Consider the following 25,075-nt stretch of genomic DNA (forward strand, 5'->3'; position numbering starts at 1 on the left):
TGAATGGCGTATTTTTGCGAGATCTGTACTGGTCACAACCACACAGAACCCCAGGAGTATGCCGTGACCCTCTACCTCAACCTGGCCGAATTGCTCGGCTCCCGCATCGAACAGGGCCTGTATCGCCCCGGCCAGCGCCTGCCCTCGGTGCGCTCCCTGAGCGTCGAGCACGGCGTCAGCCTGAGCACCGTGCAGCAGGCCTACCGCCTGTTGGAGGACAATGGCCTGGTGTCGCCACGGCCCAAGTCCGGCTACTTCGTCGCCGAGGACCGTAACCTCCCGGCCCTGCCTGACATCAGCCGCCCCGCCCAGCGACCTGTGGATATCTCCCAGTGGGAGCAGGTGCTGGAACTGGTACGCGCCACGCCGCGCCCCGACGTGATCCAGCTCGGCCGTGGCATGCCTGATGTCACCAGCCCCACGCTCAAGCCGCTGCTGCGCAGCCTGGCGCAGATCAGCCGACGCATGGACATGCCCGGCCTGTACTACGACAACATCCACGGCAACGCCCACCTGCGCGAACAGATCGCCCGGCTGATGCTCGACTCCGGCTGCCGCCTGGGGCCGGACGACCTGGTGGTGACCACCGGCTGCCACGAGGCGCTGTCGTGCAGCATCCACGCCGTCTGCCAGCCCGGCGACATCGTCGCGGTCGATTCGCCCAGCTTCCACGGCGCCATGCAGACGCTCAAGGGCCTGGGCATGAAAGCCCTGGAGATCCCCACCGACCCGGTCACCGGCATCAGCCTGGAGGCTCTGGAACTGGCCCTCGAGCAGTGGCCGATCAAGCTCATCCAGATCACCCCCAACTGCAACAACCCCCTCGGCTACATCATGCCCGAGGCGCGCAAGCAGGCCCTGCTGACCCTCGCCCAGCGCTACGACGTGGCCATTCTCGAAGATGACGTCTACGGCGACCTGGCCTACACCTATCCACGCCCACACACTATCAAGTCGTTCGACGACGATGGCCGCGTGCTGCTCTGCAGCTCGTTCTCCAAGACCCTGGCACCAGGCCTGCGGGTCGGCTGGGTGGCACCGGGGCGCTACCTGGAGCGGGTGCTGCACATGAAGTACATCAGCACCGGCAGCACCGCCTGCCAACCGCAACTGGCGATTGCCGATTTCATCGCCGAGGGCCATTACCAGCCGCACCTGCGGCGCATGCGCAGCCAGTACCAGCGCGGTCGCGACCAGATGTGCGACTGGGTGGCCCGCTACTTTCCGCCCGGCACCCGCGCCAGCCGGCCCCAGGGCGGCTTCATGCTATGGGTGGAACTGCCGGAAAGTTTCGACACGTTGCGCCTGAACCGCGCTTTACTGGAGCAGGGGGTGCAGATCGCCGTCGGCAGTATCTTCTCGGCCTCGGGCAAGTATCGCCATTGCCTGCGCATGAACTTCGCCGCGTGGCCAACGCCGCAGATCGAAGCCGCCGTACGCAAGGTGGGTGAAACCGCCCTTCGTCTACTGGATCCGCAAGACGCCGACAGGTAACGTTGCGCCGCCCCGCACCGTTCACCCGCCGTACAGGACGATCGACCCTTGAGACTCCAGCGAGCCCTGCCTCTGCTGCTGGCGCTGCTGCTCGGCCTTGCGGGCTGCGCCAGCCGCGACACGCCTCGTGAAGTCAGCCAGGCCCTGCCTGCCGCCGATTCGGCGTTCGGCCGCTCGGTGCTGCGCCAGGCCGCGCCCTACGGCGGGCGCTCGGGCTTTCGCCTGCTGCCCAACAGCAGCGAGGCGTTCCGCGCCCGTGCCGAGCTGATCCGCAACGCCCAGGCGAGCATCGACCTGCAGTACTACATCGTCCACGACGGCCTCAGCACCCGCGCCCTGGTTCACGAGCTGCTGCGCGCCGCCGACCGCGGCGTGCGCGTGCGCATCCTGCTTGACGACACCACCAGCGACGGCCTCGACAACCTGATCGGCACCCTCGCCGCCCACCCGAACATCCACATCCGCGTGTTCAACCCGCTGCACCTGGGGCGCGAAACCGGCGCTACCCGTGCCATGGGCCGGCTGTTCAACCTGTCGCGCCAACACCGGCGCATGCACAACAAGTTGTTCCTGGCGGACAACAGCATGGCCATTGTCGGCGGGCGCAACCTGGGCGACGAGTACTTCGATGCCGAGCCCAACCTCAACTTCACCGACATCGACCTGCTGGGGGTGGGCCCGGTGGCCGAGCAGCTCGGCCACGGCTTCGACCAGTACTGGAACAGCGCCTTGAGCCGCCCCATCGGTGACTTTCTCTGGCGCGAACCCGACGCCGACGACCTGCACGCCAGCCGCCAACGCCTTGAAACCTGGCTGGCCAAGGCGCGAATCGAGCGCAAGGCCCTGTACGACCGGCTGATGGACTACCAGTACCAGCCGCGCCTGGGGCAGTGGCGCAACGAACTGGTCTGGGCCCACAGCCAGGCGCTGTGGGATGCGCCGAGCAAGGTCCTGGCCGACGATGAACCCGATCCGCAGTTGCTGTTGAGCCGACAGTTGGCGCCGGACCTGAACAGCGTCCAGCGCGAACTGATCCTGGTCTCGGCCTACTTCGTGCCGGGTGAGACAGGCTTGCTGTACCTGACCGGCCGCGCCGACGCCGGCACCTCGGTCAAGCTGCTGACCAATTCGCTGGAAGCCACCGACGTGCCGGCTGTCCACGGCGGCTATGCGCCCTACCGCCGCGCCCTGCTCGAACATGGCGTGCAACTGTACGAGCTGCGTCGCCAGCCGGGCGAGAAGCGGACCCGGCATGGCCTGGGCTTCCACGGCAGTTCCGACTCGAGCCTGCACAGCAAGGCGATGGTGTTCGACCGGCGCAAGACCTTCATCGGCTCGTTCAACTTCGACCCGCGTTCGGTGTTGTGGAACACCGAGGTGGGAGTGCTGGTGGACAGCCCGGAGCTGGCTGAGTACACCCGCGACCTGGCGGTGCAGGGCATGGCGCCGGCCTTGAGCTACCAGCCGATGCTGGTGGGCGGGAAGATGGTCTGGGCCACCGAGGACAATGGCCAGCGGCATATGCTGGTGACCGAGCCAGGGGGGATCTGGCGGCGGTTCAATGCCTGGATCAGCAAGGCGGTCGGGTTGGAGAAGATGTTGTAGCCACCAGCCTATTCGCCGGCAAAGCCGGCTCCTACAGGGTTTGCACTGCACCTGTAGGAGCCGGCTTGCCGGCGAATGGTTCAGGCCGACGCGGGCTCGAAGGCACCCCGCCGCCGGATCAACACCACCAGCCCCGCCGCCCCCGCCGCCATCAGCAACGGCAACGCATGCCCGCTGATCCACTGGCTGCCCGCCCCGGCCAGCAATGGCCCGATCAGGCAACCAATGCCCCACAGCTGAGCCACATGGGCATTGGCCCGCACCAGTTCGTCATCCCGGTACCGCTCGCCAATCAACACCAGCGAAAGGGTGAACAACCCGCCCGCACTGGCCCCGAACAGCACCCACAACGGCCAGATCAGCGGTGTGTACAGCAGCAGCGGAATCGCCAGGCTGCTGGCCAGCAAGGTCAGCGCGCACCCACCGAACAGCGAACGACGCGACATCCGGTCGGCCAGCGCGCCAATGGGCAACTGCAGCACCGCATCACCCACCACCACGGTGCTGACCATGAACAGCGCCACTTCCGTGGTAAAGCCCTGCTGCAGGCAATAAACCGGCAGCAACGTGAGGATCATCGCCTCGAAGGCCGCGAACAGCGCGATGGCCCACGCGATCACCGGCAAACGCCGGCAGAAGCCGAACAGATCGCGGAAGGTGACGCTGCATGCTTCGGTGCTCGGTGCGCCGCCTCGTCCGAACAGGATCAACGGGGCGACCAACAGCAAACCCGTCGCGGCCCAGAAGCCGAAATCGTCGTCCGAACCGAGGAAGCCCAGGACCATTGGCCCAGCCAGCTGGCTCAGGGCATAGCTGCTGCCGTACAACGCCACCAGCCGCCCACGCCACTGCTCGACCACCAACTGGTTGATCCAGCTTTCACCGAGGATGAACACCACGGTCAGCGACATGCCGATCATCAGGCGCAGCAGCAACCACAGCGGATAGCTCGGCAGCAGCGCCACCAGCCCAATGGACAGCGCGCCACCCCACAAACACAGGCGCATCGCTGCCGGAACGCCAACCCAGCCGGCCAGGCGGCTGGCCACGGCGGCGCCGACCAGCACACCCAGGGCCGGCATCGCCGCCATCACCCCGATGGCGAACCCGCCGTAGCCCCAGGCCTCCAGGCGCAAGGACACCAGCGGCATGCTCACGCCGAGCGCGAGCCCGACACTGAGCACCGCCGCCAGCACGGCAAAGTAGGTTCCCCAACGCATCTTGGTCTCCAGGTTTTTGGGTCTGCTATCGCGGCACAAGGCCGCTCCTACAGGGATCGCGTAACCCCTGTAGGAGCGGCCTTGTGCCGCGAAAGGGCCGCAAAGCGGCCCCGACGACTACAGCTTGATCCAGGTCGCCTTCAGCTCGGTGTACTTCTCCAGCGCATGCAGCGACTTGTCGCGGCCATTGCCCGACTGCTTGAAGCCACCGAACGGCGCAGTCATGTCGCCGCCGTCGTACTGGTTGACCCAGACGCTGCCGGCACGCACGGCGCGGGCGGTCTTGTGGGCCTTGGAGATGTCCGAGGTCCAGATGCCGGCCGCCAGGCCATACGGGGTGTCGTTGGCGATGGCGATGGCTTCTTCGGCGGTGTCGAAGGTGATCACCGACAGCACTGGGCCGAAGATCTCTTCCTTGGCGATACGCATGGCGTTGGTCACGCCGTCGAAGATAGTCGGCTCGACGTAGGTGCCACCGGTCTCCTCGAGGGTGCGCTTGCCACCGGCCAGCAGCGTGGCGCCGTCCTGGTGACCGGCGTCGATGTACGACAGCACGGTATTCATCTGCTGGGTGTCGACCAGCGCACCGACGGTGGTCGCCGGGTCCAGTGGGTTGCCTGGTTTCCAGGCCTTCAGGGCCTCGACCACCATGGGCAGGAACTTGTCCTTGATCGAGCGCTCGACCAGCAGGCGCGAACCCGCGGTGCAGACTTCGCCCTGGTTGAAGGCGATGGCGCTGGCGGCCGCTTCGGCGGCGGCCTGCAGGTCAGGGGCGTCGGCGAAGACGATGTTCGGGCTCTTGCCGCCGGCTTCCAGCCAGACACGCTTCATGTTCGACTCGCCGGCATAGACCATCAGCTGCTTGGCGATCTTGGTAGAACCGGTGAACACCAGGGTGTCGACGTCCATGTGCAGGGCCAGGGCCTTGCCCACGGTGTGGCCGTAGCCGGGCAGCACGTTCAGCACGCCTTTCGGGATGCCGGCCTCGATGGCCAGCTGGGCGATGCGGATAGCGGTCAGCGGCGACTTCTCGGACGGCTTGAGCACGATGGAGTTGCCGGTGGCCAGGGCCGGGCCGAGTTTCCAGCAGGCCATCAGCAGCGGGAAGTTCCACGGCACGATGGCACCCACCACGCCCACAGGTTCGCGGGTCACCAGACCCAGTTGGTCGTGTGGGGTCGGGGCGACTTCGTCGTAGACTTTGTCGATGGCTTCGGCAGTCCAGTGGATGGCGTTGGCCGCGCCTGGAATGTCGATGGAAGAGGAGTCACCGATCGGCTTGCCCATGTCGAGGGTTTCGAGCAGGGCCAGCTCTTCGACGTGCTGGCGCAGCAGGCCTGCGAAGCGGATCAGGGTTGCCTTGCGCTTGGCCGGGGCCAGGCGCGACCAGGCGCCGGATTCGAACACGGCACGGGCGTTCTCGACAGCGCGGTTGGCGTCGGCCAGGTCGCAGCTGGCGACCTTGGCCAGGAAGCGTCCGTCCACCGGGCTCAGGCAGTCGAAGGTTTCACCGGATGCGGCATCGGTGTATTCGCCGTTGATGAAGGCGCGGCCTTCGATCTTCAGTTGCTGGGCACGCTGTTCCCAGTCCGCACGAGTCAGGGTGGTCATAGGAAACTCCTCTCTTGTTAAGGTGCAACGCCGCACTGAGGACTCACGGGCGCTGTCAGAAATTCTGGCCAGGTGACGAACGCACACTGGCATCCGACACCCTAAACCAGGGCGGGGAAACTATCAATATATTTGACACGAATGGCCTAAAAGCCTACTGATGTGCATTTTATTAAACAACAACAGGGTAACCACCATGAGTATCGCCAGCATCGTCGACTTCGCCCAGGCCCTGACCGAGGCCGAACGCTATCGCCCCGCGGCGGAAAAAATCCTCAAGGGCGAGCCTGACCAGGCTGTCTACAACCACTATTCCAGCCCTTGCGGGCAGTTCGCCGCCGGGGTCTGGGAGGGCGAGGTGGGCCAGTGGACGGTGAACTACACCGAGCATGAGTACTGCGAGATCGTCCAGGGCGTGTCGGTGCTGCGCGACCAGGACGGCAACGCCAAGACCCTGCGCGCTGGCGATCGCTTCGTCATCCCGGCCGGCTTCAAGGGCACCTGGGAGGTGCTGGAGCCATGCCGCAAGATCTACGTGATGTTCGAGCAGAAGTAAGCGCCGGCTACTTCGCGGGTAAACCCGCTCCTACAGGTTTGGCGCGGCCCCTGTAGGAGCGGGTTTACCCGCGAAGAGACTGAACACGATTTTCCCGCAGGCATAAAAAAACCCGCCACCTTGCGGTTGCGGGTTTTTTCACAGGTTGCCGATCAATTACTTGATCTTGGCTTCCTTGTAGACCACGTGCTTGCGGACGACCGGATCATATTTCTTGATCTCGATCTTGTCCGGAGTGGTGCGTTTGTTCTTGTCGGTGGTGTAGAAGTGGCCAGTGCCAGCACTCGATACCAGACGGATCAATTCACGCATGATGTTCTCCCTTAAACCTTGGCGCCAGCACGACGGATGTCGACCAGAACGGCATCGATGCCGCGCTTGTCGATGATACGCATGCCTTTGGCGGAAACGCGCAGACGCACGAAACGATTCTCGGATTCAACCCAGAAACGGTGGTGCTGCAGGTTTGGCAGGAAACGACGACGGGTTTTGTTGTTTGCGTGGGAAATGTTGTTCCCGGTTACTGGACCCTTACCAGTAACTTGACAGACTCTCGACATGCCTCAGCCCTCTAAAACCACATGCCCAACCCGGCATGGGTTGGCCGCTTAATCTCTCAGTCAATGGCGCCAAGGCGCCGTGTTCCCGGGGGTCTTATCAGCCGTGTGCGCTTTCGCGACAGACCGAGCCCCTAGAAAAGAGCGCTGCTTTATACCAGAAAGACTCCGCCACAACAACAGAAGATGAGTATTCTGGTCGGGCCGAGCGCGCCGGGGCAGCATAACGACTGGGGCGGCAAGCTGTCGACCGCCCGTCGCCGAATTAATACGAAAGGGTGTGGTCATTTGCCCCTGCCCGCACTAGGGTAGGACATTTCCTGAGTTTTCCAGACTGCACCGGCAGATGGGACATCGACCAGCCAAGGAGTCACCATGCGTGCCGCCGCTCTCTCCCTCCTGTTCACCACCCTGTGCGCCGCTGGCTTGGCCCAGGCCGCGCCGTTGTCGGTGTGCACCGAAGCCAGCCCCGAAGGCTTCGATGTGGTGCAGTACAACTCGCTGACCACCACCAACGCCTCGGCCGACGTGCTGATGAATCGTCTGGTCGAATTCGACGCAGGGCTTGGCAAGGTCGTGCCGAGCCTGGCCGAAAGCTGGACGGTGTCGCCGGACGGTTTGATCTACGACTTCAAGCTGCGCCCGGACGTGAAGTTCCACACCACGCCGTACTTCAAGCCGACCCGCGACCTGGATGCCGATGACGTGCTGTTCAGCTTCCAGCGCATGCTCTACCCGGCCCACGCCTGGCACAAGACCGCCCCGGGTGGCTACCCGCACGCCCAGTCGTTGCAGTTGGGCAGTCTGATCAAGCTGATCGAGGCCCCTGAACCACACACCGTGCGCTTCACCCTCACCCACCCGGACGCCACCTTCCTGGCCACCCTGAGCATGGGCTTCGCCTCGATCTATTCCGCTGAATATGCCGATACCCTGCTCAAGGCCGGCACCCCGGAAAAACTCAACAGCCAGCCAGTGGGCACCGGCCCGTTCGTCTTCCAGCGTTTCCAGAAGGACGCCGTGGTGCGCTACCGCGCCAACACCGACTACTTCGCCGGCAAGCCGTCCGTCGACCCACTGGTCTTCGCCATCACCCCGGACGCCAACGTCCGCCTGCAGAAGATCAAGCGCGGCGAGTGCCAGGTCGCCCTGTCGCCCAAGCCGCTGGACGTGGCCGAGGCCGGCAAGGACGGCAACCTCAAGGTGGTCACGACGCCGGCCTTCATGACCGCCTTCGTCGCCATCAACAGCCAGCATCCGCCGCTGGACAAGCCCGAGGTGCGCCAGGCGATCAACCTCGCCTTCGACAAGGCCGCCTACCTCAAGGCCGTATTCGAGGACACCGCCACCGCCGCCAACGGCCCGTATCCGCCGAACACCTGGAGCTACGCCAAAGATTTGCCCGGCTACACCCAGGACCCGAAGAAAGCCAAGGCGCTGCTGGCCAAGGTCGGTTTGCCCAACGGTTTCGAAACCACTATCTGGACCCGTCCGGCGGGCAGCCTGCTCAACCCCAACCCCAGCCTGGGCGCGCAGATGCTCCAGGCGGACCTGGCGAAAGTCGGCATCAAGGCCGAGATCCGCACCATCGAGTGGGGCGAGCTGATCCGCCGCGCCAAGGCCGGCGAGCACGACCTGCTGTTCATGGGCTGGGCCGGCGACAACGGCGACCCGGACAACTTCCTCAGCCCGCAGTTTGCCTGCGCGGCGGTCAAGTCCGGGACCAACTTCGCACGGTTCTGCGACAACCGCCTGGACCAGTTGATCAACGCCGGCCGCACCACCAACGACCAGAGCGTGCGCAGCCGCCTGTACCAGCAGGCGCAGACGCTGATCCAGCAGCAGGCGCTGTGGCTGCCGCTGGCGCACCCGACGGCAGCGGCGCTGCTGCGCCAAGGGGTCGAGGGTTATCAGGTGAGCCCGTTCGGGCGGCAGGATTTCAGCAAGGTTTCGGTGAGTCGCTGAAGCCTATACCGGCCCTTTCGCGGGCATCCCGATCCCAGCGGGAGCGGACTTGACCTACGAGAGAGCGGTACTGGCTTTATAAAGGCCTAGGCCACAACCCACCCATGCTCGAACACCGACAACGGTTCCCCGTCGTCGATGATAACGTGATCCAGCACTCACACATTTTTCAACACCAGCTCCCGCTTCAGCGATTCCGTTCAGGTCAGACGCTCACCCTCCTAGCTTGCATTGTTGCTGCCTGGAGATAAGCACTAAGCCAGTCCAAACGGCACCGCCATGCCCATAGGACCAATTTACAATTTCTCTCTTGACGCCGCGCCTCAAGCCCTCTAAAAATGCAGACCTCTTTACGCGTTTTTGGAGCTTTTTTGCTCTAGTCGGGTGTTTAGCCAGACTCTAACTTATTGATTGGCTTTAGTTGCGACGAAGTCCCGCTTGGGCTTCAGTCGTCGGTCCCAGACCTCCTCCTAAAGCCCAAGCGGGACTTCGTCGCTATATCTTTGGTAAAGAGCCCAAAAATAAGGTATGCCTCCACTGCACCTGAGTGAAGACAGTGAAGTTTGATGACAAACGAGAAGAGCATCTAGCGCACATCACACTTGCCAATTCCCGCATAAAGCTAGATCAACCAATTCTATTTCTTTGTGGCGGTTTAGTAGACATTGCGCTACCTGCACCAGTCTCTGTCCGCGGCGCACTTGTCGAACATCTTCATGCAGTCAGTTGCGATCTGGCAGACCACATCACGCTTGCCGAAGACTTCAAGGACTGGATTTATGACTCAGTCTATAAAGATCTGCTGATCTTCGAAAGCGACATTGCTCATATTTCATCACTAATCGTTATAATCCTAGAAAGCCCTGGCGCACTCACAGAGCTCGGCCTCTTCGTCCGTAACAAATCCCTCAGAAACAAAATATTGGTTTTCATCAGCGACCAGCATTACAAAGAAAACTCCTTCATAAAGCTCGGCCCCTTAAGACACCTCGAAGACATCAAGGATTCCAGCGTCTGTGCTTATCCATGGGAGACTAAAGAGGACAGCACACTCGACGCTAGCGGATCAATCAAGAGCACTATAAAATTCATTCGAGAAGACATCCTCTCAACTGTTGCCAAACAAGATAAGTCAGAGGCCTTTGACAGCGAGAACGAGGGGCACCTGAGCTTTGTTATTTACGAACTTATCCTAACATTTAGGGCTCTTAAACTCGTAGAAATTGAGCAATATTTAACGAAAATCGGTATCACCATAAAAAGAGACAAGCTAAAAAGACTGCTATTTTTGCTTTCAAAATTCAATCTCGCCTCCATCGAGACACGCGGCCACGAAAAATTTTACTATGCGCTCAGCGAAGTAGAAAAAGTAAGCTTTGGCGGGAAATTTGAAAAAACAAAAGCAAAGCTCTCAGCCATGCAGTATTACGGCACTACCGACACCGAATCCAAACGACTCAGCGTAATACAGTCAGTATACAAGCCAAAGGTATCATCAAGCGTTACCGAACAGCCAGACAGCGGGGCTGCCTGAATGAGCATTCTAGAATCACTATCAAAAAAATTTCTCATCAGTCAAAAAGAACTAGCCACTTTCATAAATAGCGCTCCATACAGATACAAAGTGTACACAATCCCCAAGCGCAACGGAGCCGGTGTACGTATTATTGCTCAGCCAACGGATGTGTTAAAAGTTATGCAAAGAATGGTTTTGGAAGAGTTCTTCCATGACCTACCTGTACACGACTGCGCAACTGCATATGTAGAAAACAAAAGCATCAAGACCAATGCAGAGGCTCATGCAAAAAATCAGTACCTCCTCAAGGCAGACTTCTCAGACTTCTTTCCTTCCATGCGCCCAGCCGACCTGATCGAGCATATTTCAAGGCATAAGGGCAAACTAACCCCAGAGGACGAAAACACGGTAAAGAAGCTATTTTTCTGGGCAAAAAAGAATGACCCTACACACAGACTGAGCATTGGCGCCCCCTCCTCCCCATTTATATCGAATACCCTAATGTATGAATTCGACTGCATGCTGCACACAGCGTGCTGGCAACTCAAAGTAACCTACACACGATACGCTGATGACCTTACTCTTACATCCAATGTAAAAGGTGCACTGTCGGAAGCGCTTACGCTCATCAAGAAATTCCTTGAAGACATCGCCTACCCAAAGCTTTCGATCAACCACAAAAAAACGATTTCTTCGTCCAAAAAACACAACCGCCACGTCACAGGGCTAGTTTTAGCAAATCATGGAAAAGTCTCATTAGGCAGAGACAAAAAACGTTTAATTAAAGGACTTATTTTTAAAGCCAACCTAGAGACCACAAGTCGAGAGGAACTGAACAAAATCAAGGGGCTGATTGCTTTTTCGAAACACATCGAGCCGACTTTCTACATGTCTCTCATCCAAAAATATGGAGAAGTCAAAATAACAGCTATTGAAGCCTACCAGCCAGACATCGAACCAAAAAATTCGACCCTGCCCAACTGAACCAAAATAATTAGCCACCTTTAATCAAACCTTGCTCGAGCATAGAAACTGGTTCTCCACTACCAATTACTATGTGATCCAAGACCCGTACATCGATCATGGACAAAGACCTTCTTAGGCTTTCTGTAAGCACAACATCACAATTGCTGGGCTCGGGATCGCCAGACGGATGATTATGGCAAAAAATCACTGCAACGGCGTTGCGCGCTAAAACTCTTTTTACTACCTCTCGCACATAGACAGGTGCACTATCAATCGTTCCTGAAAAAAGAACCTCAAACCCAAGAACTCGGTGTTTGCTATTCAAGAATAAGCAACCGAAAACTTCCTTATCCTCGTGCAGCACCATAGATTTCAGATATTTTTTTACTGCCGACGGGCTTTCAAATACCTCGGTCGTCGGCATAGACTGATCCAGATATCTCCGCCCCAACTCTAAACATGCCTTGAGCTGAGCATACTTTGCCGGCCCCAGCCCGACTTTACTTGTTACATCCTCCTCGCTCGCCTCCAGCAAGCCTCTCAAGCCTTTAAACTCCAGGAGCAATCTTCTCGCCAAATCTACCGCCGTTTGCCCTTTGGCTCCCGTCCGAAGAAAAACAGCAAGTAACTCCGAATCGGAAAGACTGGAAGGGCCGTGTTTGATCAGCCTCTCTCGTGGACGCTCGGATTTTGGCCAACTCGTAATCGTCATATGCTCCCCTTTCCTGGACCCTGCAGCCTGCGTAAGCCCTGTGGTAATCTATTTCACCTCGCACATGCGACGATCTGCCGCAGGCAGTATTTTTCGTCGCCGCCCGCTTTCACTGGAATAAGGCAAGGCCTATGCAGCGGTTGTATCGCAAGCGCATCGTTCTCGGCGTCGGTGGCGGCATCGCCGCCTACAAGAGCGCCGAGCTGATTCGCCGACTCCTGGAACACGGCGCGCAGGTGCGCGTGGTCATGACCCGGGGTGGCGCCGAGTTCATCACCCCGCTCACGCTGCAGGCGCTGTCCGGCCACCCGGTGCACCTGGACCTGCTCGACCCCGCCGCCGAAGCGGCCATGGGCCATATCGAGCTGGCCAAGTGGGCCGACCTGGTGCTGATCGCCCCGGCCACCGCCGACCTGCTGGCGCGCATGGCCCAGGGCATGGCCGACGACCTGCTGACCACCCTGGTGCTGGCCACCGACGCCACCGTGGCCGTCGCCCCGGCGATGAACCAGGCCATGTGGCGCGACCCGGCGACACAAGACAACCTCGACCTGCTCAAGCGCCGCGGCATCCAGGTGTTCGGCCCGGCCTCCGGCAGCCAGGCCTGTGGCGACGTGGGCCTGGGCCGTATGCTCGAGGCCACGGATCTCGCCTGGTGCGCCGCCGAGAGCTTCAAGCGCGAGGCCCTGACCGGCAAGCACGTGCTGATCACCGCAGGCCCCACGCAGGAAAACATCGACCCGGTGCGCTACATCACCAACCATAGTTCAGGAAAGATGGGCTTCGCCCTGGCAGAGGCCGCCGCCGAAGCCGGGGCCCGGGTGACCCTCGTCACCGGCCCGGTACACCTGCCGACCCCCGACCGGGTCAACCGCATCGACGTGGTCAGCGCGCGGGACATGCTCGCGGCCTGCGAAGCCGCCATGCCGTGCGACCTGTTCATCGCCTCGGCTGCGGTCGCGGATTACCGCCCGGAAGTCGTCGCCCCACAGAAGCTCAAGAAAGATCCCACCACAGGCGACGGCATGCTGCTGCAGATGGTGCGCAATCCCGATATCCTTGCGACCATTGCCGGCCGGCCTGATCGCCCGTTCAGCGTGGGCTTCGCCGCCGAGACCGAGCACCTGCTCGACTACGCCACGCGCAAGCTCAAGGACAAGAACCTCGACCTGATCGTCGCCAATGATGTGGCCAACCCCAGCATCGGCTTCAACAGCGAGGAGAACGCCCTGACCGTGATCGACCGCCAGCAGCACCAGACCCTCTTCGCGCAGACCAGCAAGGGCAAGATCGCCCGTCAGCTGGTTGCCTTCATCGCCGAACGGCTCAACCAGGTTCAATAAGTTACATGCACGCTCTTCAAGCCAAGATCCTCGACCCACGCCTGGGCACCGAATTCCCCCTGCCGCAGTACGCCACCCCTGGCTCCGCCGGCCTGGACCTGCGCGCCCTGCTCAAGGAGGACACCGTCCTCGAGCCGGGCCAGACCCTGCTGATCCCCACCGGCCTGTCGGTGTACATCGGCGACCCGGGCCTGGCGGCCATGATCCTGCCGCGCTCGGGCCTGGGCCATAAGCACGGTATCGTGCTGGGCAACCTGGTCGGCCTGATCGACTCGGACTACCAGGGCGAGCTGATGGTCTCCTGCTGGAACCGCGGCAACACCCCGTTCACCATCACCGTCGGCGAGCGCATCGCGCAGCTGATCCTGGTGCCGGTGGTGCAGGCGCACTTCGACATCGTCGAGCAGTTCGACGAGACCCAGCGTGGTACCAGCGGCTTCGGCCACTCCGGCACCCGCTGAAGCCGCAGCAGACCGTTCACGCCATGGATGGCGAACTCTCTGGTGATTCCACCGTCCAAGCGTTCAGTTTGTGCCTGCCCAGAAGCCCTTGACCTACGGAGCCCCAGAGATGAACGACATGGCCCACCTGGTACCCGCACTGCCCGACAGCATCTTCCGCGCCTATGACATTCGTGGCGTGGTCGGCAAGAACCTGCACGCCGAAACCGCCTACTGGATTGGCCGCGCCATCGGCGCCCAGACCCTCGCCCAGGGCGAGCCGCAGATCTCGGTAGGCCGCGACGGCCGCCTGTCCGGCCCGATGCTGGTCGAGCAACTTATCAAGGGCCTGGCCGATGCCGGTTGCCAGGTCAGCGACGTCGGCCTGGTACCGACACCCGCGCTGTACTACGCCGCCAACGTGCTGGCCGGCAAGTCGGGGGTGATGCTCACCGGCAGCCACAACCCGTCGGACTACAACGGTTTCAAGATCGTCATCGCCGGCGACACCCTGGCCAACGAACAGATCCAGGCCCTGCTGACGCGCCTGAAGCGCAACGACCTGACCCGCGGCGAAGGCCGGGTGCAGAAGGTCGAGATCCTCGACCGTTACTTCCAGCAGATCACTGGCGACGTGAAACTGGCCAAGCGCCTGAAGGTCGTGGTCGACTGTGGCAATGGCGCCGCCGGCGTGGTCGCCCCGCAACTGATCGAAGCCCTGGGCTGTGACGTGATCCCGCTGTTCTGCGAGGTCGACGGCAACTTCCCCAACCACCACCCGGACCCAGGCAAGCCCGAGAACCTGGAAGACCTGATCGCCAAGGTGAAGGAAACCGGTGCCGATATCGGTCTGGCCTTCGACGGCGACGGTGACCGCGTGGGCGTAGTGACCAACACCGGCAGCATCGTCTACCCCGACCGCCTGCTGATGCTGTTTGCCCAGGACGTGCTGTCGCGCAACCCGGGTGCCGAGATCATCTTCGACGTGAAGTGCACCCGCCGCCTCACCCCGCTGATCGAGCAGCACGGCGGCCGCGCGCTAATGTGGAAGACCGGCCACTCGTTGATCAAGAAGAAGATGAAGCAGACCGGTTCGCTGCTGGCCGGCGAGATGAGCGGGCACATCTTCATCAAGGAACGCTGGTACGGCTTCGACGACGGTATCTACAGCGCCGCGCGCCTGCTGGAAATCCTCAGCAAGGCCGGCCAGGACGCCGAAACCCTGTTCGCCGCGTTCCCCAATGATATTTCCACGCCGGAAATCAACATTGATGTGACCGACGAGGGTAAATTCAGCATCATTGATGCACTGCAACGCGACGCCGACTGGGGCGCGGCCAACCTGACCACCATCGACGGTGTACGGGTCGACTACCCACACGGCTGGGGCCTGGTCCGCGCCTCCAACACCACACCGGTGCTGGTGCTGCGCTTCGAGGCCGACAGCGAGGCAGAACTCGACCGAATCAAGGCTGTATTCCGCACGCAGTTGCTGCGAGTCCAACCAGACCTGCAACTGCCGTTCTGACGACTATCCGTTCCTTACCTGGAGCCCTGCATGACCCTCGATCGCGATGCCGCTTCCCATGTAGCCGAGGTTTTGTCCGAAGCACTGCCTTACATCCGCCGTTTCGTCGGCAAGACCCTGGTGATCAAGTACGGCGGCAACGCGATGGAGAGCGAGGAGCTCAAGACCGGCTTCGCCCGTGACATCGTGCTGATGAAGGCCGTGGGCATCAACCCGGTGGTCGTGCACGGTGGTGGCCCGCAGATCGGCGACCTGCTCAAGCGCCTGTCGATCGAGAGCCACTTCATCGACGGCATGCGCGTTACCGACGCGGCGACCATGGACGTGGTGGAGATGGTCCTGGGCGGCCAGGTGAACAAGGATATCGTCAACCTGATCAACCGCCACGGCGGCAGCGCCATCGGCCTGACCGGCAAGGACGCGGAGCTGATCCGCGCGCGCAAGCTCACCGTCACCCGTCAGACCCCGGAGATGACCACCCCGGAAATCATCGACATCGGCCATGTCGGCGAGGTCGTGAGCGTCAACACCGACCTGCTGAACATGCTGGTCAAGGGCGACTTCATTCCGGTGATCGCACCGATCGGCGTGGGCGCCAACGGCGAGTCGTACAACATCAACGCCGACCTGGTGGCCGGCAAGGTGGCCGAGGCGCTGAAAGCCGAGAAGCTGATGCTGCTGACCAACATCGCCGGCCTGATGGACAAGCAGGGCGAGGTCCTCACCGGCCTGACCACCGAGCAGGTCAACGAGCTGATCGCCGACGGCACCATCTACGGCGGCATGCTGCCGAAGATCAAATGCGCGCTGGATGCGGTCCAGGGCGGCGTCAACAGCTCGCACATCATCGACGGCCGCGTACCTAACGCTGTGCTGCTGGAGATCTTCACCGACAGCGGCGTGGGCACCCTGATCACCAACCGCAAGCGTCACTGATCCTGCGTTGACACAAGACGGGGCAAGCCAGCCTTCACGCCACTGCAAGGCGCGTGAAGGTAGGCTTGCCCCGTCTTGCATCCAAATGAACACACGCAAATAGATGGCTCATTGCCGCTAATCTTCATGTTTGCGCATCAAGATTCCCGACCGGCAGCCGAGACAACATGGCAGAATGCATGCTCATTGCAAATAGCCATCATCCATCTGGAGTACTCGCGTGAAATACGCATCACACGGACTCGTGCTGGCAGCCGCCCTGGCTGTCGGGTCCATCGCCGGCTGTGCCACCGAAACCTCTACCGCTGTTGCCGTGCAACAAGTCGAAAGCGTCAATCGCCCCTACAGCGGCGTGCGCGCGCCGATTGCCGTGGGCAAGTTCGACAACCGCTCCAGCTACATGCGCGGCATTTTCTCCGACGGCGTCGACCGCCTCGGCGGCCAGGCCAAGACCATCCTGATCACCCACCTGCAGCAGACCAACCGCTTCAATGTGCTCGACCGCGACAACATGAGCGAAATCCAGCAGGAGGCCGCCATCAAAGGCCAGGCCCAGCGCCTGAAAGGTGCCGATTTCGTCGTGACCGGCGACGTCACCGAGTTTGGTCGCAAGGAAGTCGGTGATCACCAGCTGTTCGGCATCCTTGGCCGCGGCAAGACTCAGATCGCCTACGCCAAGGTGGCCTTGAACATCGTCAACATCAGCACCTCCGAAGTGGTCTACTCGAGCCAGGGCGCCGGTGAGTACGCCCTGTCCAACCGTGAAGTCATCGGTTTCGGCGGTACTGCCAGCTACGACTCGACGCTCAATGGCAAGGTCCTCGACCTGGCCATGCGCGAAGCCGTGAACAAGCTGGTCGGCGCCGTCGAAAGCGGCCAGTGGAACCCACGGGCCCAGTAAGGCACTCCACCCAGGAAGGAATCTCCATGAACATCACCCTCTCGGCCATGCGCAGCTGCGCTGGCCTGGTGCTGGGCGGCATTCTGCTGGCCGGCTGCAATGCGCCCAAATCGCTGTACCAGTGGGAAAGTTACCAGCCACAGGTCTACGGCTACCTCAAAGGCGACTCGAAAGAAGAGCAGGTCATCGCCCTGGAGCGCGACCTGGAGAAGATCAAGGCCAAGAACGGCGCTGTTCCGCCTGGCTATCACGCACAGCTTGGCTTGCTGTACTCCAGCCTGGGCAAGGATGACCAGATGATCCAGCAGTTCCGTACCGAGAAGGCGCTGTTCCCGGAATCGGCAGCCTACATGGACTTCCTGATGAGCAACGCCAGCAAAGGGGCCAAGCAATGATCAAGCGCATCACCCGATTGCTCGTCGGCGCCTGCGTACTGGCGCTGTTCGCCGGCTGTGCCGAGCGCAAGACCATCGACTACTCGGCGTTCAAGCAGAGCCGGCCGAAGTCGATCCTGATCCTGCCGCCGCTGAACGAATCGCCAGACGTCAAGGCAACCTACAGCATGCTCTCGCAGGTGACCTACCCCCTGGCCGAGGCCGGCTACTACGTGATGCCCGTGGCGCTGGTGGACGAAACCTTCCGCCAGAACGGCATGACCACGCCTGCCGATATCCATCAGCTGCCAACCGCCAAGCTGCATGAAATCTTCGGTGCCGACGCTGGCCTGTACGTGACGGTTTCGGACTACGGCACCCGCTACATGGTGCTGAGCAGCGCAACCATCGTCACGGCCAATGCCAAACTGGTCGACCTGAAGACCGGCGCCACCCTGTGGACTGGTAGCGCCACGGCCTCCAGCCAGGAAAACCAGCAGAACCAGGGTGGCCTCATCGGCATGCTGATCGCTGCAGCGGTCAACCAGATCATCAGCAGCGTGCAGGATGATGCCGGCTACCCGATCGCCGGCATGACCAGCGCCCGCTTGCTGACACCAAACCCGCATGGCGGCATCCTCTATGGGCCGCGGTCGCCTAAATACGGCACCGACTGAGCCCGGCCTGACCGGCGACACAAAAAAGGCGACCTGCGGAGGTCGCCTTTTTCATTACCAGTACGGAATCAGATCCCGTACTGCGCGCGATACGCCTCGACAGCCGGCAGATGTTGCTTGAGCTGCGGATCGTTCGCCAGGAACTCCAGCACCTGCGTCAGCGACACGATGCTGACCACCGGGATGCCGAAGTCGCGCTCGACTTCCTGGATCGCCGACAGCTCGCCGTTGCCACGCTCTTCGCGGTTCAATGCGATCAGCACGCCGGCGGCCTTGGCCTGCTGGGCGTTGATGATCTGCATCACTTCGCGGATGGCAGTGCCGGCGGTGATCACATCGTCGATGATCAGCACGTCACCGGCCAGCGGCGCGCCCACCAGGCTGCCGCCTTCGCCATGATCCTTGGCTTCCTTGCGGTTGAAGCACCATGGCACGTCGAGCTGGTGCTGCTCGGCCAGGGCCACCGCCGTGGCCGCAGCCAGCGGGATGCCTTTGTATGCGGGGCCAAACAGCACATCGAACGGGATCTTGCTGTCGACGATGGCCGCCGCGTAGCAACGCCCCAGCTGGGCGAGCGCGGAACCTGTGTTGAACAGGCCGGCGTTGAAGAAATACGGGCTGGTACGCCCCGATTTCAGGGTGAATTCACCGAAGCGCAGAACGCCGCGATCGATGGCAAAACGGATGAAGTCGCGCTGATACGGCTGCATGAAAGGTCCCGGACACCACGGATTTAGCTAAATGTGTTGAGCTCGGGTATCATACACGCACGAGATTTTTGGGGCCATTTATGCGGATCATCAGTGTGAACGTAAATGGCATTCAGGCTGCGGCCGAGCGCGGATTGCTCAGCTGGTTGCAAGCCCAGAATGCCGACGTCATCTGCCTTCAGGATACCCGCGCCTCGGCCTTTGAACTCGACGACCCAGCTTTCCAGCTCGATGGCTATTTCCTTTACGCCTGCGACGCGGAGGTGCCCACCCAAGGTGGCGTGGCACTGTACTCGCGCATGCAGCCCAAGGCAGTCATCACCGGCCTGGGCTTCGAGACAGCCGACCGCTACGGGCGTTACCTGCAAGCAGACTTCGACAAAGTCAGTATTGCCACCCTGCTGCTGCCTTCGGGCATGAACGGCGACGACGACTTGAACCAGAAATTCAAGTTGATGGACGACTTCGCCAAGTACCTGGACAAGCAGCGTCGCAAGCGTCGCGAATACATCTATTGCGGCTCGTTCTACGTGGCGCAGCAGAAGCTCGACATCAAGAACTGGCGCGACAGCCAGCAGTCGGTCGGTTTCCTGCCGCCGGAGCGCGCCTGGATGGACGCCATCACCGGCGACATGGGCTATGTCGACGCGCTGCGCGAAGTCAGCCGCGAAGGCGACCAGTACAGCTGGTGGCCGGACAACGAACAGGCAGAAATGCTCAACCTGGGCTACCGGTTCGACTACCAGATCCTCACCCCAGGCCTGCGCCGCTTCGTGCGCAACGCCCGCCTGCCGCGCCAGCCGCGCTTCTCGCGCCATGCGCCGCTGATCGTGGACTACGACTGGACCCTCACCATCTAAACGCATCGGGGCCGCCTTGCGCCCCTTCGCCGGCAAGCCGGCTCCTACAGGTTTTGTGGCGTACACACTGTAGGAGCCGGCTTGCCGGCGAAGGGCCGCGAAGCGGCCCCGATGTCATTTGACGAGCGTATCAGTCGGCCAATGCAGCCTGCTGCAGCTCGAAGATCTCGCCCATGCCCTTTTGCGCCAACGCCAGCATGGCGTTGAAGTCTTCAGGCTGGAACGGCGCGCCTTCGGCGGTACCTTGCACTTCGATGAAGCCACCGGCGCTGGTCATGACCACGTTAAGGTCGGTCTCGGCGGCGGAGTCCTCGAGGTAGTCGAGGTCGAGCACGGCCTCGCCCTGATACATGCCCACCGACACCGCGGCGATCATGTGCTTGAGCGGGTTGCCACCCTTGAGGCCACCACGTTTCTTGATCACTGCCAGGGCGTCGCACAGGGCGACCATGGCGCCGGTGATCGACGCGGTGCGGGTGCCGCCGTCGGCCTGGATCACGTCGCAGTCGACGTACAGCGTGATGTCACCCAGCTTGCTCATGTCCAGCGCGGCGCGCAGGGAGCGGCCGATCAGGCGCTGGATCTCGAGGGTGCGGCCGCCTTGCTTGCCACGGCTGGCCTCGCGCTGGTTACGCTCGCCAGTGGAGCGCGGCAGCATGCCGTACTCGGCGGTCAGCCAGCCTTGGCCCTGGCCTTTGAGGAAGCGGGGAACACCATTTTCGACGCTGACCGTGCAGATGACCTTGGTGTCACCGAACTCGACCAGTACCGACCCCTCGGCGTGCTTGGTGTAGTTGCGGGTGATGCGGATCGAGCGGAGCTGATCGGCGGCGCGACCACTTGGACGTTTCATCTGGGATACCTGTACCGGGACTTTGAATCTGCCGAGCATTATAGGGCGCGACGCCCGGCGAGGACACGCCTATCGTCGCGCCCCAGGCAGCTTGTCGACTTTTCCCGTCGCCACCCCGGTGCACCTGTAGCATGGCTGGATTGGGCGCCCGGGCCGCACTGCGCTACAATCCTGCGCCTTGCAGCCGAAAGGCTTCCCCCGTTCACCCGAATTACGCGAGGTACTCCCCATGGTGCATAGCATGACCGCTTTTGCTCGTGTTGAGCGCGCTGGCAGCCAAGGCACCCTGGTCTGGGAGCTCCGCTCGGTCAACCACCGTTATCTCGAACCCCACCTGCGCCTGCCCGAAGCGCTACGCGACCTCGAGGGCGCGGTGCGTGAAGGCCTGCGCCAGGGCCTGTCGCGCGGCAAGGTCGAGTGCACGTTGCGGCTGAACGAGGACAGCACCGGCAAGCCGTTGCAGGTCGACCGCGAACGTGCCGCGCAACTGGTCGCCGCCGCCGAGACCGTGGCCAGCCTGATCAAGCAGCCTGCCCCGCTCAACCCGCTGGAAGTGCTGGCCTGGCCTGGCGTGCTGGTGGCGGATGCCACCGACCCCCAGGCACTCAACGCCGAAGCCATCGCCCTGTTCGACGAAGCCCTGGCCGAACTCAAGGCGGGTCGCCAACGTGAAGGCATCGAGCTGGCGCGGCTGATCAACGAGCGCCTGGACAACATGGCCACCGAGGTCGCGACCCTGCGCACCCTGGTGCCGCAGATGCTGGCCGTGCAACGGCAGAAGATCCTCGACCGCTTCGCCGACATGAAGGCCGAGCTCGACCCGCAGCGCCTGGAACAGGAGATGGTCCTGCTGGCCCAGAAGAGCGACGTCGCCGAAGAGCTGGACCGCCTCAGCACCCACGTCACCGAGGTGCGCCGGGTGCTCAAGTCCGGTGGCGCCGCCGGCCGGCGCCTGGACTTCCTGATGCAGGAACTCAACCGCGAAGCCAACACCCTGGGCTCCAAGGCCTTCGACCCGCGCAGCACGCAAGCGGCGGTCAACCTGAAGGTGCTGATCGAACAGATGCGTGAACAAGTACAGAACATCGAGTAAGGCCACCCCTACCATGAACCACAGCAGCGGCACCCTCTACATCGTTTCCGCCCCCTCCGGCGCCGGCAAGACCAGCCTGGTCACGGCGCTGATCAAGGACGACCAGCACGTCCGCGTTTCGGTCTCGCACACCACCCGCGCCATGCGCCCGGGCGAAGAGCATGGCGTGAACTATCACTTCGTCATCCATGAAGAATTCAAGGCGCTGATCGCCAAGGGCGACTTCCTGGAGCACGCCGAGGTATTCGGCAACTTCTACGGCACTTCGCGCAGTGCTCTGCAGGAAACCCTCGACCAGGGCTACGACCTGATCCTGGAAATCGACTGGCAAGGTGCCCAGCAGGTGCGCAAGCTGATGCCCGAGGCGCTGTCGGTGTTCATCCTGCCACCGAGCCAGGAGGCCCTGCGCCAGCGTCTTGATGGCCGCGGCCAGGACAGCGAGGAGATCATCGCCGGGCGCATGAAGGAAGCGGTCAGCGAGATGGTGCACTACGACGAGTATGACTACGTCATCATCAACGATGACTTCGGCGTGGCGCTGGACGAGTTGAAGGCCGTGTTCAAGGCCAATCGCCTGCTGCTGAAGAAACAGCAACAGCGCCATGGGGCGCTGCTGGAACAGCTGGTCGGTTGAACGTGCATTCGCCGGCAAGCCGGCTCCTACAGACGCGACGCCAAACCCGTAGGAGCCGGCTCGCCGGCGAAGGGCTGCAAAGCAGCCCCATTCTTCATTCCTGCAGTTGCAAGGTCGCCTGCTGACGCAGGGTAGCCCCCAGGAAATACGCCGGCGCCCGCAGGCGCGAGAGCATCATCAGCACGATCCCCAGCGCCGAGATGATCGCCGCGATCACGAACACCAGCCCCAGCCCACCCACATGCGAGCCGCTGCCGAAGTCCGGCGAGGCGCTGTCGATCGCCGTGCGCACGAAGATCACCGACAGGATCACCCCACCCACCAGCGGGCACGCGCCGCGCATGAAGAAGTGGCGCAGGCTGTCGAACAGGCTGTGGCGGAAGTACCACACGCAGGCGAACGCGGTCAGCGAGTAGTAGAAGCAGATCATCATGCCCAGGGCGGTGATGGTATCGGCCAGCACGTTCTCGCTCAGGGTGCGCATGGTCACGTAGAACAGGCCTGCGGCGACACCGGCGCAGATGGTCGCGTAGCGCGGCGTCTGCGAGCGCGGGCAGACCTTGGCGAAGCGTTGCGGCACGGCACCGTAGTAACCCATGGCCAGCAAGGTGCGCGCAGGCGAGACGAAGGTCGATTGCAGCGACGCTGCAGTACTGGCCAACACCGCGATCGACATCAGGATCGCCAGCGGCCCCATGACCGGCCCGGCCAGGTGGGCGAAGACGTTCTCCTGGATCCGCGGGTTGTTCAGGCCCAGGCCATCTTCGCTGATCCCGGCGAATTGCAGGGTGGCGATGGCGGTGAGCAGGTACAACCCAAGGATCAGCAGTACGGTCCAGGTGGCGGCTTTTCCCGGCACTTCTTCACTGCCGACCGACTCTTCGCTGACGGTCAGGCACACGTCCCAGCCCCAGAAGATGAAGATCGACAGTGAAAGGCCCGCGGCAAACGCCGAGAACGACTCGACGCCGAACGGGTTGAACCAGGCAAGATCGAATGCCAGCGGCGGCGGCGCCGTGGTCTCGCTGAAGGCGGCGAACGCAAAGCCGATCAGCACCAGCAGCTGCAAGGCCACCAGCCCGTACTGCACGGTCATGGTGGTGGCCATGCCCCGACAACAGATCCACACCGCCAGGGCGATGAACACGCAACACGTGACGACGTTGATCAACAAGTTGTCCGCCAGGGCAGCCAGCTCCTGGTTGCCGGTGATCTGGGCGATGAACAGGTAGAAGAAGTCGACCGCCACCCCTGCGAGGTTGGACAGCACGATGGTGGTGGCGACGACCAATCCCCAGCCGCCGATCCAGCCGATCATCGGGCCGAAGGCACGGGCTGACCAGGTGAAGGACGTGCCGCTGTCAGGCTCCGCCGAGTTCAGCTCGCGGTAGCCGAGGGCGACCAGCAGCATCGGCAGGAAGCCGACGATGAACACCGCCGGCAAGTGTGCGCCAACCTCGCGCACGGTCGGGCCGAGCGCGCCGGTCAGGGTATAGACCGGGGCGATGGTGGAAATGCCCAGCACCACGCTGGCCAGCAGGCCGAGCCGGCCTTTGGCCAGGCCCTTGCCACGCTGGGTGCTGCCCGAGTCGGCCGCGTCGGGTGGGCGGCCGGCTTCTGTGTATTCGTTCATGAGTCTGTGCCGTAACTATTGGAATTGTTTTCACAGGCCCGCCGTAGAGGGCCCACTTTCACTCATTGAAAGCTTGCAATGGGGGCACGGTCATCCAGGACCTTCGGCTAACGTCACACTGTTTTCGGACGCACACCTTCCCGTGCAGCATGGGCAATGCAGGCCTCGCGGAACGCCTCGAACAGGCGCAGCGAAACCGGGTTTTCGGCGAAACGCCATTCAGGGTGCCACTGCACACCGAGTACAAAGCCCGGCGCATCAGGCATCGACACCGCTTCAATCAGGCCATCCGGGGCCCGTGCCTCGACGCGCAGGCCCGGGGCCAGGCGGTCGATGCCCTGGCTGTGCAGCGAGTTGACCTCGAACCGCGCAGCCAGGCCCAGGCGCTCGAACATCCCGCCCGGCTCGATACCGACGGGATGACGAGGGCCGTATTGCACCTCCAGGGGTGCATCCTCCGGTTCACGGTGGTCCAGGTAGCCGGGCAATTCCTGCACACGCTGGTGCAGGCTGCCGCCAAGGGCCACGTTCAATTCCTGGAAGCCACGACAGACGCAGAACACCGGCACACCGGCGGCAATCGCCGCCTGCAGCAGCGGCAAGGTCAGACGGTCACGGGCAAGATCGTGCCGGGTGCCTTCCGCGCTGGGCGCGCCATTGTAATGATGCGGCTCGACATTTGAAGGCGAACCGGTAAAAAGAATGCCGTCCAGGCGCGCCAGTAGCGCCTGCGTGTCGCTGCCGCGATCACGCGCCGGCAGGATCAGCGGCAGCCCCGCAAAGCCCGCGGCCTCGACATACTTGTCGCCTACCGTGTGCGACGAGTTCTTCCCCACCTGCTGGCGGCAGGCGCTGACACCGATCAAGGGGACCGCAATTGCGCTCATGGGC

At 62.2% G+C, this 25,075-nt stretch carries 24 protein-coding genes and 2 pseudogenes; 16 read left to right on the top strand and 10 right to left on the bottom strand.

The genetic code is table 11. The annotated features are described in order from the left end of the window. Window positions 1–63: 63 nt before the first annotated feature. The gene (locus NGM28_RS09020; protein ID WP_252089824.1) at window positions 64–1,494 is read left to right on the top strand and encodes an aminotransferase-like domain-containing protein; all 1,431 of its coding nucleotides are present in this window, start codon (window positions 64–66) and stop codon (window positions 1,492–1,494) included. Between the two features lie 48 nt (window positions 1,495–1,542). Further along, window positions 1,543–3,099: a phospholipase D family protein gene (locus tag NGM28_RS09025; RefSeq protein WP_252089826.1), complete on the top strand. Its 1,557-nt coding sequence runs from the start codon at window positions 1,543–1,545 to the stop codon at window positions 3,097–3,099. Window positions 3,100–3,179: 80 nt separating this feature from the next. Here the strand turns inward: NGM28_RS09025 and NGM28_RS09030 are convergent, their stop codons facing one another. Together NGM28_RS09030 and NGM28_RS09035 are read right to left on the bottom strand one after the other, a co-directional pair. Continuing rightward, window positions 3,180–4,319, bottom strand: coding sequence for an MFS transporter (locus NGM28_RS09030; RefSeq protein ID WP_240066707.1), 1,140 nt, complete (start codon window positions 4,317–4,319; stop codon window positions 3,180–3,182). A 117-nt stretch (window positions 4,320–4,436) separates the two neighbouring features. Next, the gene (locus NGM28_RS09035; protein ID WP_011536393.1) at window positions 4,437–5,930 is read right to left on the bottom strand and encodes an aldehyde dehydrogenase; all 1,494 of its coding nucleotides are present in this window, start codon (window positions 5,928–5,930) and stop codon (window positions 4,437–4,439) included. Window positions 5,931–6,126: 196 nt separating this feature from the next. Here NGM28_RS09035 and NGM28_RS09040 point away from each other — a divergent pair, with 196 nt between their 5' ends. Next, complete coding sequence (locus NGM28_RS09040; RefSeq protein WP_252089827.1) at window positions 6,127–6,486, top strand: cupin domain-containing protein; 360 nt, start codon at window positions 6,127–6,129, stop codon at window positions 6,484–6,486. Window positions 6,487–6,642: 156 nt separating this feature from the next. On the opposite strand, the gene rpmG is transcribed toward NGM28_RS09040, so the two are convergent. After that, a complete protein-coding gene (gene rpmG / locus NGM28_RS09045; protein WP_003253507.1) occupies window positions 6,643–6,798 on the bottom strand; it encodes a 50S ribosomal protein L33 in 156 nt (51 codons plus the stop codon). An 11-nt stretch (window positions 6,799–6,809) separates the two neighbouring features. Continuing rightward, window positions 6,810–7,046, bottom strand: coding sequence for a 50S ribosomal protein L28 (gene rpmB, locus NGM28_RS09050; RefSeq protein ID WP_008091535.1), 237 nt, complete (start codon window positions 7,044–7,046; stop codon window positions 6,810–6,812). A gap of 372 nt (window positions 7,047–7,418) precedes the next feature. Here rpmB and NGM28_RS09055 point away from each other — a divergent pair, with 372 nt between their 5' ends. Beyond that, complete coding sequence (locus tag NGM28_RS09055) at window positions 7,419–9,008, top strand: ABC transporter substrate-binding protein (protein ID WP_240066709.1); 1,590 nt, start codon at window positions 7,419–7,421, stop codon at window positions 9,006–9,008. An 86-nt stretch (window positions 9,009–9,094) separates the two neighbouring features. Here the strand turns inward: NGM28_RS09055 and NGM28_RS28945 are convergent. Continuing rightward, window positions 9,095–9,208, bottom strand: a pseudogene (locus NGM28_RS28945) (RadC family protein); the annotation flags it as partial. 356 nt (window positions 9,209–9,564) lie between these two features. On the opposite strand from NGM28_RS28945, the gene NGM28_RS09060 reads away from it, so the two are divergent. Together NGM28_RS09060 and NGM28_RS09065 are read left to right on the top strand one after the other, a co-directional pair. After that, window positions 9,565–10,542, top strand: a complete 978-nt coding sequence (locus NGM28_RS09060) for a retron St85 family effector protein (protein ID WP_252089829.1) — start codon at window positions 9,565–9,567, stop codon at window positions 10,540–10,542. After that, window positions 10,543–11,508, top strand: coding sequence for a retron St85 family RNA-directed DNA polymerase (locus tag NGM28_RS09065; protein ID WP_252089831.1), 966 nt, complete (start codon window positions 10,543–10,545; stop codon window positions 11,506–11,508). It begins immediately after the preceding gene. Window positions 11,509–11,518: 10 nt separating this feature from the next. On the opposite strand, the gene radC is transcribed toward NGM28_RS09065, so the two are convergent. Beyond that, complete coding sequence (gene radC / locus NGM28_RS09070; RefSeq protein WP_252089832.1) at window positions 11,519–12,202, bottom strand: RadC family protein; 684 nt, start codon at window positions 12,200–12,202, stop codon at window positions 11,519–11,521. 131 nt (window positions 12,203–12,333) lie between these two features. Between radC and coaBC the strand changes: the two genes are divergently transcribed. From coaBC to NGM28_RS09105, 7 genes and pseudogenes are all read left to right on the top strand, one after another. Beyond that, window positions 12,334–13,545, top strand: a complete 1,212-nt coding sequence (gene coaBC, locus NGM28_RS09075) for a bifunctional phosphopantothenoylcysteine decarboxylase/phosphopantothenate--cysteine ligase CoaBC (protein WP_011536397.1) — start codon at window positions 12,334–12,336, stop codon at window positions 13,543–13,545. Between the two features lie 5 nt (window positions 13,546–13,550). Continuing rightward, window positions 13,551–14,006, top strand: a complete 456-nt coding sequence (gene dut / locus NGM28_RS09080; RefSeq protein ID WP_252089834.1) for a dUTP diphosphatase — start codon at window positions 13,551–13,553, stop codon at window positions 14,004–14,006. A 133-nt stretch (window positions 14,007–14,139) separates the two neighbouring features. Further along, a pseudogene (locus tag NGM28_RS09085) lies at window positions 14,140–15,513 on the top strand (phosphomannomutase/phosphoglucomutase); the annotation flags it as partial. 30 nt (window positions 15,514–15,543) lie between these two features. After that, the gene (gene argB / locus NGM28_RS09090) at window positions 15,544–16,449 is read left to right on the top strand and encodes an acetylglutamate kinase (RefSeq protein WP_252089836.1); all 906 of its coding nucleotides are present in this window, start codon (window positions 15,544–15,546) and stop codon (window positions 16,447–16,449) included. Window positions 16,450–16,669: 220 nt separating this feature from the next. Continuing rightward, window positions 16,670–17,350: a CsgG/HfaB family protein gene (locus NGM28_RS09095; RefSeq protein ID WP_240066712.1), complete on the top strand. Its 681-nt coding sequence runs from the start codon at window positions 16,670–16,672 to the stop codon at window positions 17,348–17,350. Between the two features lie 26 nt (window positions 17,351–17,376). Next, entirely contained in the window at window positions 17,377–17,745 is a 369-nt protein-coding gene (locus NGM28_RS09100; protein ID WP_252089838.1) for a DUF4810 domain-containing protein, read from the top strand. Next, window positions 17,742–18,401 (top strand): DUF799 domain-containing protein, encoded by a 660-nt coding sequence (locus NGM28_RS09105; RefSeq protein ID WP_240066714.1) that lies wholly within the window; start codon window positions 17,742–17,744, stop codon window positions 18,399–18,401. The genes NGM28_RS09100 and NGM28_RS09105 overlap by 4 nt, the downstream gene beginning before the upstream one ends. 68 nt (window positions 18,402–18,469) lie before the next feature. Here the strand turns inward: NGM28_RS09105 and pyrE are convergent, their stop codons facing one another. Next, window positions 18,470–19,111, bottom strand: coding sequence for an orotate phosphoribosyltransferase (gene pyrE, locus NGM28_RS09110; protein WP_252089841.1), 642 nt, complete (start codon window positions 19,109–19,111; stop codon window positions 18,470–18,472). A gap of 80 nt (window positions 19,112–19,191) precedes the next feature. Between pyrE and crc the strand changes: the two genes are divergently transcribed. Continuing rightward, window positions 19,192–19,971 (top strand): catabolite repression control protein Crc, encoded by a 780-nt coding sequence (gene crc / locus NGM28_RS09115; protein ID WP_011536402.1) that lies wholly within the window; start codon window positions 19,192–19,194, stop codon window positions 19,969–19,971. A 130-nt stretch (window positions 19,972–20,101) separates the two neighbouring features. Here crc and rph read toward each other — a convergent pair whose 3' ends face one another. Further along, on the bottom strand, window positions 20,102–20,824 hold the full coding sequence (gene rph / locus NGM28_RS09120; RefSeq protein ID WP_011536403.1) for a ribonuclease PH: 723 nt from the start codon (window positions 20,822–20,824) through the stop codon (window positions 20,102–20,104). A gap of 229 nt (window positions 20,825–21,053) precedes the next feature. Between rph and NGM28_RS09125 the strand changes: the two genes are divergently transcribed. Together NGM28_RS09125 and gmk are read left to right on the top strand one after the other, a co-directional pair. Next, window positions 21,054–21,917 (top strand): YicC/YloC family endoribonuclease, encoded by an 864-nt coding sequence (locus tag NGM28_RS09125; RefSeq protein WP_240066715.1) that lies wholly within the window; start codon window positions 21,054–21,056, stop codon window positions 21,915–21,917. 13 nt (window positions 21,918–21,930) lie between these two features. Next, window positions 21,931–22,551 (top strand): guanylate kinase, encoded by a 621-nt coding sequence (gmk, locus tag NGM28_RS09130; protein WP_240066716.1) that lies wholly within the window; start codon window positions 21,931–21,933, stop codon window positions 22,549–22,551. A gap of 94 nt (window positions 22,552–22,645) precedes the next feature. Here gmk and NGM28_RS09135 read toward each other — a convergent pair whose 3' ends face one another. Together NGM28_RS09135 and NGM28_RS09140 are read right to left on the bottom strand one after the other, a co-directional pair. Then, window positions 22,646–24,184 carry an APC family permease gene (locus NGM28_RS09135; protein ID WP_240066717.1) on the bottom strand — a complete coding sequence of 513 codons (1,539 nt, stop codon included), beginning with the start codon at window positions 24,182–24,184 and terminating at the stop codon, window positions 22,646–22,648. A gap of 113 nt (window positions 24,185–24,297) precedes the next feature. Continuing rightward, window positions 24,298–25,071, bottom strand: coding sequence for a gamma-glutamyl-gamma-aminobutyrate hydrolase family protein (locus NGM28_RS09140; protein WP_252089842.1), 774 nt, complete (start codon window positions 25,069–25,071; stop codon window positions 24,298–24,300). Window positions 25,072–25,075: the final 4 nt, after the last annotated feature.

The organism is Pseudomonas sp. MWU13-3659 (genome assembly GCF_023757525.1).
In the GTDB taxonomy this organism is placed as follows: Bacteria; Pseudomonadota; Gammaproteobacteria; order Pseudomonadales; family Pseudomonadaceae; genus Aquipseudomonas; species Aquipseudomonas entomophila_E.